Origin of the sequence: Actinophytocola sp. (assembly GCF_045807065.1) — a bacterium.
Taxonomy (GTDB): Bacteria; Actinomycetota; Actinomycetes; order Mycobacteriales; family Pseudonocardiaceae; genus Actinophytocola.
Genome location: NZ_JBJMIE010000379.1, coordinates 1 through 9,384, shown reverse-complemented (window position 1 = coordinate 9,384; position 9,384 = coordinate 1). Strand labels below are relative to the sequence as shown.

Sequence of the window (9,384 nt, the reverse complement as noted above, 5' to 3'; positions counted from 1 at the left end):
GGGCGGGGTCACGGCGCGGGGTACCACGAACGCCTCGCCGTAGGTGCTGTTGAAGCGCCTCGCCAGCACCCGCGCCAGCTCGACGTGCTGGGCCTGGTCCTCGCCGACCGGGATCTCGTCGACGCCCTGCAGGAGGATGTCGGCCGCCATCAGGACCGGGTAGGTGAACAGGCCGACCCGGACCGGGGTGCCCTCGTGGGAACGGTCGGCGCTCTTCTCCTTGAACTGCGTCATCCGCGACGCCTCGCCGAACGCGCACGCGCACTCGAGGACCCAGGTGAGCGGGCCCAGCTGCGGCAGGAGGTCGGACTGCACGAAGACGGTGTCCGGCGAGATCCCGGCGGCGATGAGGATGGCGAGCATCTCCCGCGTGCGGCCGCGCAGTTTCTGCGGGTGGTACGGCGAGGTCATCGCGTGCAGGTCGCTCACGAAGTACAGGTCGTCGCGCGTGCCCTCGCGTGCCCAGCGGCGGATCGCGCCCAGGTAGTTGCCGACGTGCACGGGGCCGGACGGGGTGATGCCGGACAGGCGGGTCATCGGGTGCTCCTCATGGCTCGGAGCCACCCGCCGGACACGCAGAAAGGCCGCCCGGTCGGGCGGCCTGTGGTCAACGCAACAGGAACTCGGCCGCCGTCAGGCGGCCCACCACATGGATGTGACGTTGCGCATGGCACCGATTGTACGAGGCGCGGCAAGCGCTAGGCCGCCTGCTTGGCCGCGACCTTGAGCTTCGCTCGTCTCAGGGCGAGCACCGGGCACTTCTTGCACCTGGACCTGGACCGGCAGCACTTCTTCTTGACCTTGCCGGCCCTGGTCCACTTGCGCACGTAGTCGGCGGGTGTCTTCTTGCCCAAGCCAGGCCTCCAACCTGCCGGCAATGGACTAAGGTTAAGCTAACCTTTCCACGGCTCGCCACCACAGGCGGCTATCCTCGATATTGGCGCGCGCGCTCTCGCGCCACAGCCAGCGTCGGCAGGACCGACGAAAACAGTCGCCAGACCTCTCATGCACAGGAGCACGCGCGTGCCCACGGACACGATCACGCCCGCGGTCGCCAGGACCGACCTCCGCAACGTCGCGATCGTCGCGCACGTCGACCACGGCAAGACCACCCTGGTCGACGCCATGCTCCGCCAGACCGGCGCCTTCTCGGCCCGCGCCGAGCCGGTCGACCGGGTGATGGACTCCGGCGACCTGGAACGTGAAAAAGGCATCACCATCCTCGCCAAGAACACCGCCGTGCACCGGGAGACCCCGGACGGTCCGGTCACCATCAACGTGATCGACACCCCGGGGCACGCGGACTTCGGCGGCGAGGTCGAGCGCGGGCTGTCGATGGTGGACGGCGTCGTGCTCCTGGTCGACGCGAGCGAGGGCCCGCTGCCGCAGACCCGGTTCGTCCTGCGCAAGACGCTGGCCGCCGGGCTGCCGGTCGTGCTGGTCGTCAACAAGGTCGACCGGCCGGACGCGCGGATCAGCGAGGTCGTCGACGAGACCCACGACCTGCTGCTCGACCTGGCCGGCGAGCTGGACGCGTCGAACGCGAAGATCCTCGACCTGCCCGTGGTCTACGCGTCGGCCCGCGCCGGACGCGCGAGCCTGAACCAGCCAGAGGACGGCGGCCTGCCGGACAGCGACAACCTCGACCCGCTCTTCGACGTCCTGCTCGAGCACGTCCCGCCGCCGGCGGGCGACCCGAAGGCGCCGCTGCAGGCACTCGTCACCAACCTCGACGCGTCGAGCTTCCTCGGCCGCATCGCGCTGTGCCGCATCCACTCCGGCACCATGCGCAAGGGTCAGCAGGTCGCCTGGTGCCGGGCGGACGGCACCATCACGACCGTCAAGATCACCGAGCTGCTGCTCACCGAGGCCCTCGAGCGCGTGCCGGCCACCAGCGCGGAGGCCGGGGACATCGTGGCCATCGCCGGCATCCCGGAGATCACCATCGGCGACACGCTCGCCGACCCGGCCAACCCGGAGCCGCTGGAGCGCATCCACGTCGACGAGCCGGCCATCTCCGTGACCATCGGCGTCAACACCTCGCCCCTCGCCGGCCGGGGTGGCGGCTCGAAGGTCACCGCACGACTGGTCAAGGCCCGCCTGGATAGCGAGCTGGTCGGCAACGTCTCCGTCCGGGTCCTGCCGACGGAGCGACCCGACACCTGGGAGGTCCAGGGCCGCGGCGAGCTGGCGCTGGCGATCCTCGTGGAGACCATGCGCCGCGAGGGCTTCGAGCTGACCGTAGGACGCCCGGAAGTGGTCACCCGAACGATCGACGGCCAGCTGTGCGAGCCGTTCGAGCGGCTGACCGTGGACGCCCCCGAGGAGTACCTCGGCGCGATCACCCAGCTGCTGGCGAGCCGCAAGGGCCGGCTGGAGCACATGAGCGGGCACGGCACCGGCCGGGTCAAGGTCGAGTACGTGGTCCCCTCGCGCGGCCTGATCGGCTTCCGCACGGACTTCCTCACCGAGACCCGCGGCACCGGCATCGCCAACGCCATCTTCGAGGGGTACTTCCCCTGGGCCGGCCAGATCCGCGGCCGCCACTCCGGTTCGCTGGTCGCCGACCGGGCCGGCTCGGTCACCAGCTACGCGATGATCCAGCTGGCCGACCGGGGCACGTTCTTCGTCGAACCCGGCGCGGAGGTGTACCAGGGCATGGTCGTCGGGGAGAACCCCCGGGCCGAGGACCTCGACGTCAACGTCACCCGCGAGAAGAAGCTCACGAACATGCGCTCCTCGACCGGTGACGAGCTGGAGCGGCTGGCCAGGCCGCGCAGACTGGTGCTGGAGGAGGCGCTGGAGTTCTGCGCCACGGACGAGTGCGTCGAGGTGGCGCCGGACGTGGTGCGGATCCGCAAGGTCATCCTCGACAGCACGCAGCGCGGCCGGGCACGGGCGCGCGAGAAGTCGCGCGATTCGTGACCGCCCCGCGGGGCACCCCTGGCACGTTGAGCGCCTCGGGGGCCCCTCGGGACGCTCGGTGTCCCGAGGGGCACCGTCAGGGCTTGAGGCGCTGGAACCTGTCGGCCGCCGGACGCGTCTTTTACTCCGGGGGCTAGGTTTCTCGCCAAGGGGGTGACGTTGTTGCGGAAGGTGCTACTCGCGATCGGCGCGCTGCTCGTGCTCGCCGGCTGCACCCCCGCACCCCCGTTGGTCGAGACGACCGTCACCTCGCCGCCGAACCCGTCGGTGGACCCGGGTGAGGTCGTGGCCGGCGTCGACTCAATCGCCGGCGGCTACAACCCGCACACCTTCGCCGACCAGTCGGCCATCACGACCGCGCTGTCGGAGGTGCTGCTGCCGTCGGTGTTCCGCCCCGGACCGGACGGCACGCCCCAGCTCGACCGCATGCTGATGACGTCCGCGACCGTCACCAAGGCCGAGCCGTTCACGGTCACCTACCAGATCCGGGCCGACGCGTCCTGGTCGGACGCCGCCCCGGTGGCCGCCGAGGACTTCGTCTACCTGCGCGAACAGCTGACCAGCCAACCGGGCGTGCTCGACGCGGCCGGCTACAAGCTGATCAGCGACATCAACGCCCGCGACTCGGGCAAGACGGTCGAGGTCGTCTTCTCGAAGCCCTACCCGGGCTGGCGGGAGCTGTTCTCGAACCTCCTGCCCGCGCACCTGCTCAAGGACGCCCCCGGCGGCTGGTCGGGCGCGCTGCAGAGCAACTTCCCCGCCACGGCCGGCCCGTACGCGGTCAAGACGCTCGACGGCGACCGCGGCGAGGTCGTGCTCGAGCGCAACGACCGGTACTGGGAGGAGCCGGCCGAGCTCGACCGCATCGTGCTGCGCCGCGCGGAGCAGGACACGCTGGTCGACGCGCTGGACCAGGGCCACGACCAGCTGGCGCTGGTGGCCACCGACTCCGTCGGCGCGCGGAGCATCAGCGGCCTCGCACCGACCGTCACCAGCTCGACCGTCGTCCGGCCGACGGTGACCACCGTGTACCTGCGGCCGGTCCGCCAGCTGACCGACCTGCCGGTGCGCCAGGCGGTGCTGGCCCTGCTCGACCGCGCGCAGCTCATCACGGTCGGCACCGGCAACGGCCCGTCGGCGCAGTACCGGGCCGACGCGCAGGTGCTCGCGCCCAGCGAGCCCGGCTACACCTCGACCATCCCGGCGGACGTCGTCCACGACCCGGCCAACGCGCAGACCCTGCTCACGAACGCCGGGTACGCGCGGACGGGCGCGGGCTGGGCCCGGGACGGCCGCGCGCTGTCGCTGACGATCGGCGTCAACTCCGACCGGCCTGCCGACGTGCGGGTCGCCGACGAGCTCAAGCGGGAGCTGGCCGCGGGCGGGGTGGCCGCGGAGGTCGTCGAGCTGTCCGGCACCCAGCTCTACCAGCGGCTCTACGCGACGGGAGGCGGCACGGGCAGTGCGGACGCGGTGGACATCGCGGTGACCGGTCGCTCCGCCGGTGGTGACCCGGCCACCATGCTCGCGAGCGACTACGGCTGCGTGACCGGGTCGACCGGCCTGGTGCCCGCCAACCCGATCGGATACTGCGACGCCGGCGTCCAGCCGACCATCGACGCGGCCCTCACGGGTTCACTGTCCGTCACCGAGGCCCTGACGTCGGTCGAGCCCGCCCTGTGGCGCGCCGCGGTCGCGCTCCCGCTGTACCAGGACGCCGAGGTGCTCGCCGTGCGCGGCGAGGTCACGGGCGTCACCGACGGGGCCGGCTTCGCCGGGCCGTTCGCCGGCGCCGCATTCTGGAAACGCACGTCCAGTTAACTAACCATGCTGGTCACAGGCCCGTCACATTTGTCGCACGTCCTATTCCCGGATTTACCACTTTCCCGTTCCCGGATCGCCGCCGGCCGGCCTAGGATTGCCCGAAGTGCCGGACTCCCAGGTCGCCACGGACTTTCGCGGCGGACCCCCCATTAGTCGGCCGTCCGCACCCATTATTCAGCGCGGCGTAACCAGTAGATCGCTCATTGGATCCGGCGTGTCACCCTTTGGTCACGATCAAGCTCATCCCAGTGACGAGAGTTGGGGAAGTTCCTACCGTCCTGCAACGGCGTGTCGGCGTTTGGCCGCCGGTCCGTCACAAGATCGACATGACACTTCGTCGCACACCTAGGAAGAGTTGACCATGCGGCGGTAACAGGCCTCCCCGACCCGCCCCCGCCGCGCGGTACCCACCGGCTCCGTGCACGATGTGTCACGACAACACCGGGCGCACGCTCGCTGAGTGCGTGCTCGCTCATGGAGGAACTAACTTGATGAGGAAACAAGCGTGGCTCCGGGCCGCGGCCGGCCTGACGGCTGCCGCGCTGGTGCTCACGGCGTGCTCTCAGAAGTCGAACGAGGGCACGAGTGGCAGCAACGACTCCAACGCGAACCAACCGTCGGCCGGCTGGCCCGAGACGAAGGTCCCGGCCCTGAAGCCCGGCAAGAAGGGCGGCACGTTCAAGCTCGCCATCGTGGAGCCCACCGCGATCGACCCGTACAACGCCCAGGAGTCCGAGGGCATCCTGGTCGCTTCTCATCTGTTCACGGGCCTCACCATCACGACCTACGACGGCAAGGTCGAACCCGGTGTTGCGGACAAGTGGGAAACGAACAACGACTGCACCCAGTGGACCTTCGACCTGAAGACGGGCACGAAGTTCCACAACGGTGAAGAGGTCACCGCCGAGTCGTTCAAGCGCGGCTGGGAGCGGGTCGCCGCCAAGGACTCGGCCTCCGAGGTCTCGTACCACATGGACGAGATCGAGGGCTTCGACGAGATGCAGGCCGGCACGGCCACCACGCTCTCCGGCGTGGACGCCTCCGACCCGGCCAAGCTGGTCGTCAAGCTGAGCGCCGCGGACTGCGAGTGGTACGTCCGCACCTCGCACACCGTGTTCAGCCCGGTGCCGTCGACCGCCGGCACGCCGACGTCGAACCCGGCGTACGTCGACCAGCCGATCGGCAACGGCCCGTTCATGATGGACGGCCCGTGGCAGCACAACCAGGGCATCAAGCTCAAGCGCTTCGACGGCTACACCGTGCAGGACCCGGCGAACCTCGACGAGGTCGAGATCAGCATCACGCCGAACGGTGCCGCTGACGAGTACGCGGGCTACCAGAACGGCCAGTTCGACTGGGCCCGCATGCCGACGCCGGTGCTCTCGCAGGCGCGTGCGACCTACGAGTCCAAGGGCCAGTGGATCACCCGCAACACCAACGGCATGAACTACCTGCTGGTCATGGTGACGCAGAAGCCGCTCGACAGCGCGAAGGCCCGCAAGGCCATCTCGATGGCGATCGACCGCAACGCGATCATCAACGGTGTGTTCAAGGGCTCGCAGTCCCCGTCGACCTCGCTCGTCCCGCCGGCGTTCCAGGACGCCTACCAGCCGGGCGTGTGCGGAGCGTGCCACTACGACCTCGACGAGGCCAAGAAGCTGGCCAAGGAGGCCGGTCTCACCGCGGGCACCAAGCTGAACTTCCAGTTCAACACCGGTGGTGGCCACGAGGAGTGGACCGCGGCCGTCGCGGACCAGCTCAAGAAGAACCTGGGCCTCGACGTCGAGCTCAAGGGTGTCCAGTTCACCGACCTGCTGAACAACGAGCAGCAGCCGGGCTCGAGCGGCCTCTACCGCGCCGCGTGGGGCGCCGACTACGCGACCCCGGGCAACTTCCTGGAGCCGCTGCTGTCGACCGGTGCCATCGGCGCCAAGGCCGACCAGCCGACCGTCGGTGACAACCGCGGCCGGTACAGCAACAAGAAGTTCGACGACCTGCTGAAGAACGCGAAGAAGGAGAAGGACGAGGGCAAGCGGACCGACCTGTACCAGCAGGCCGAGAAGATCGCCATCGGCGACGACCAGGCGCTGATCCCGCTCTGGAACCGCACCCAGCACCGTCTCGCGAACACTGACAAGTTCATCAACCTTCGGATGGACTTCCACGAGGACCCGGACCTGCGGGTCATCAGCATCAAGTAACTGAATAACCTGGGTGGCCGTGGTCCGGAGATCTCACCGGGCCACGGCCATCAGGTTGAGTCCCGACTGACCGAAAGCCGGCGCAAAGACAATGGGGAAGTTCGTCATCCGCAGGCTCGCCCAGGCCATCATGGTCGTGATCGCGGCGACGATCCTGCTGTTCATCGGCCTGTTCGTGCTCGGCGACCCGTTCGCCTCCAGTGGCGACAAGGTGGTGCCGCCGGCGACACAAGCGATCCTCCGGGCGAAGTTCGGCATGGACCATTCCCTGCCGATGCAGTACCTCACCTACCTGGGCAACCTGTTCACCGGTGACCTGGGTGTCGACTTCGACCAGCGCCGGCCGGTCGCCGACATGCTCGGCCAGGCCGTGCCCGCGACCGCGCGGCTCGCGCTGATCGCGATCATCATCGACGTGCTCATCGGCGTCGCCGCCGGCATCATCGCCGCGGTCTGGCGCTACTCCATCTGGGACGTCCTGGTCACCATCCTCACCACGCTCGCCATCGGCGTGCCGACGTTCGTGATCGGCATCTGGCTGCGGCAGACGGTGTCCGGCTTCTGGGTGTTCCCCCAGGTGCCGAGAACGTTCACCGAACTGGCGCCGTGGTACACGGAAGTGCTCCTACCAGCGATAACACTCGCGATCATCGACGCGGCGTTCATCGCCCGGCTCATGCGCGGGTCCATGCTCGAGGTGCTCCGCATGGACTACATCCGCACCGCGCGGGCCAAGGGTCTCAGTGAGCGCACCGTGATCATGAAACACGCCTTCCGGAACTCGATCATCCCGGTGGTCACCTACGTCGGCATCAGCATCGGCGTCCTGCTCGGTGGCGCGATCATCACCGAGACGATCTTCCAGTACAACGGCGTCGGCTACCTGCTCTACAAATCGATCCTGCAGAACAACAATCCAGTGATCATGGCGATCGTGACGTTCGGCGTACTGGTATATGTGGCGCTCAGCATGCTCGTCGACATCCTGTACGCATACCTCGATCCACGGATCAGGCTGAGCTGAGCGGAGGGACAGGGAAAATGACTTCTTCCGAACCGGCCGACATGGCCACCGCCGCCCAGTCGGTGATCGTCCAGTCGGCCCACGAGACGGGCGCGGCCGTACCCGAGCTCGACGGCAAGGGCAAGCAGCGCAACCGCAGCCAGTTCGCCGACATGTGGCGCCGCTTCAAGCGCAACAAGCTCGCCATGGTCGGGCTCGTGGTCGTGGTCGTCCTGATCATCCTGGCGATCATCCAACCGCTGATCTCGCCGTACGACCCCTGGGAGCAGAACCTCCTGAACACGCTGGCCACCCCGGACAGCGACCACCTCATGGGTACGGACGCGCTCGGCCGCGACCTGTACTCGGAGCTGCTCTACGGCCTGAAGCTCGCCCTGATCGTCGGCGTCTTCACGATGCTCGGCTCGCTGATCGTCGGCGTCGCGCTCGGCGCCATCGCCGGCTTCCGCGGCCGCTTCGCCGACTCGATCATCATGCGTGTCACCGACATCTTCCTGGCGTTCCCGTACCTGATCGGCGCGATCCTCATCGTCCGCACGTTCGGCTCCGGTGTCGCCCAGGTGATCATCGCCCTGGTGGTGCTCGGCTGGGCGACCGGCGCCCGGCTCATGCGTGGCCAGATGCTCGCGCTGCGTGAGGCGGAGTACGTGGAGGCCGCCCGCTCGATCGGCGCGTCCGACTGGCGGATCGTGGTCCGGCACATCCTGCCGAACGCCATCCAGCCCGTGTTCATCTACTCCTTCACCAGCATCGGCGTCGCGGTCGTCGCGATGGCGTCACTGGCGTACCTTGGGGTTGGCGTGCCGCCGGACACCCCTGAGTGGGGCCGGCTGATCAACCAGGGCATCGAGCAGGTGCAGGTCGCTGGCAAGGACTACCTCTGGATCTTCCCCAGTGCCGCGATCTGCCTGACCACCCTGGCCTTCGCGTTCGTGGCCGACGGCCTGCGCGACTCGCTGGACCCGAAGCTCCGGTAAGACCCCGGTTGCTCCCACCCCTAGGAGAACTACCCAGATGACCGGCCCAGCCGACATCGACCTCGACGGGGCCCCCGCGCCCCTGCTCGAGGTACGGGACCTGCGGGTCCACTTCAAGACCGACTACGGCACGGTGAAGGCCGTCGACGGCGTCTCGTGGCACGTCAACGAGGGCGAGACGCTCGCGATCGTCGGTGAGTCCGGCTCCGGCAAGTCCGTGTCGGCCATGACCATCCTCGGTCTGGTGCCGTCGCCGCCGGCGACCTTCCCGTCCGGCGACGTCTTCCTGCGCGGCCGGTCGCTGCTCAAGATGCCCGAGAAGCAGCAGCGCAAGCTGCGGGGCAGCCAGATCTCGATGATCTTCCAGGACCCGCTGACCGCGCTGAACCCGGTGTTCAAGGTCGGCGACCAGATCAGCGAAGTGCTCATGCTG

Annotated in this window: 8 protein-coding genes; 6 read left to right on the top strand and 2 right to left on the bottom strand. The window is 68.7% G+C overall.

Going from position 1 to position 9,384, the window contains the following annotated elements; translation table 11 throughout:
* Both ACJ73U_RS21985 and ACJ73U_RS21980 read right to left on the bottom strand, forming a co-directional pair.
* Window positions 1-537: tryptophan--tRNA ligase (locus tag ACJ73U_RS21985; RefSeq protein ID WP_407779561.1), on the bottom strand; the 537-nt coding region annotated here is incomplete at its 3' end.
* Between the two features lie 161 nt (window positions 538-698).
* Window positions 699-854, bottom strand: coding sequence for a hypothetical protein (locus ACJ73U_RS21980; protein WP_407779560.1), 156 nt, complete (start codon window positions 852-854; stop codon window positions 699-701).
* Window positions 855-1,023: 169 nt separating this feature from the next.
* On the opposite strand from ACJ73U_RS21980, the gene typA reads away from it, so the two are divergent.
* The 6 genes from typA to ACJ73U_RS21950 form a co-directional block, all read left to right on the top strand.
* Window positions 1,024-2,925, top strand: coding sequence for a translational GTPase TypA (gene typA, locus ACJ73U_RS21975; RefSeq protein ID WP_407779559.1), 1,902 nt, complete (start codon window positions 1,024-1,026; stop codon window positions 2,923-2,925).
* Window positions 2,926-3,078: 153 nt separating this feature from the next.
* On the top strand, window positions 3,079-4,746 hold the full coding sequence (locus ACJ73U_RS21970) for an ABC transporter family substrate-binding protein (RefSeq protein ID WP_407779558.1): 1,668 nt from the start codon (window positions 3,079-3,081) through the stop codon (window positions 4,744-4,746).
* Between the two features lie 494 nt (window positions 4,747-5,240).
* Complete coding sequence (locus ACJ73U_RS21965; RefSeq protein WP_407779557.1) at window positions 5,241-6,950, top strand: ABC transporter substrate-binding protein; 1,710 nt, start codon at window positions 5,241-5,243, stop codon at window positions 6,948-6,950.
* Between the two features lie 91 nt (window positions 6,951-7,041).
* A complete protein-coding gene (locus ACJ73U_RS21960; protein WP_407779556.1) occupies window positions 7,042-7,974 on the top strand; it encodes an ABC transporter permease in 933 nt (310 codons plus the stop codon).
* 17 nt (window positions 7,975-7,991) lie between these two features.
* The gene (locus tag ACJ73U_RS21955; protein WP_407779555.1) at window positions 7,992-8,951 is read left to right on the top strand and encodes an ABC transporter permease; all 960 of its coding nucleotides are present in this window, start codon (window positions 7,992-7,994) and stop codon (window positions 8,949-8,951) included.
* Between the two features lie 37 nt (window positions 8,952-8,988).
* The coding region (locus ACJ73U_RS21950; RefSeq protein WP_407779554.1) for an ATP-binding cassette domain-containing protein at window positions 8,989-9,384 on the top strand (396 nt) is incomplete at its 3' end.

Coding starts and splice junctions, on each gene's coding strand:
- ACJ73U_RS21965 (WP_407779557.1), top strand. CDS start 5,241: ATGAGGAAACAAGCGTGGCTCCGGGCCGCGGCCGGCCTGACGGCTGCC.
- ACJ73U_RS21960 (WP_407779556.1), top strand. CDS start 7,042: ATGGGGAAGTTCGTCATCCGCAGGCTCGCCCAGGCCATCATGGTCGTG.
- ACJ73U_RS21955 (WP_407779555.1), top strand. CDS start 7,992: ATGACTTCTTCCGAACCGGCCGACATGGCCACCGCCGCCCAGTCGGTG.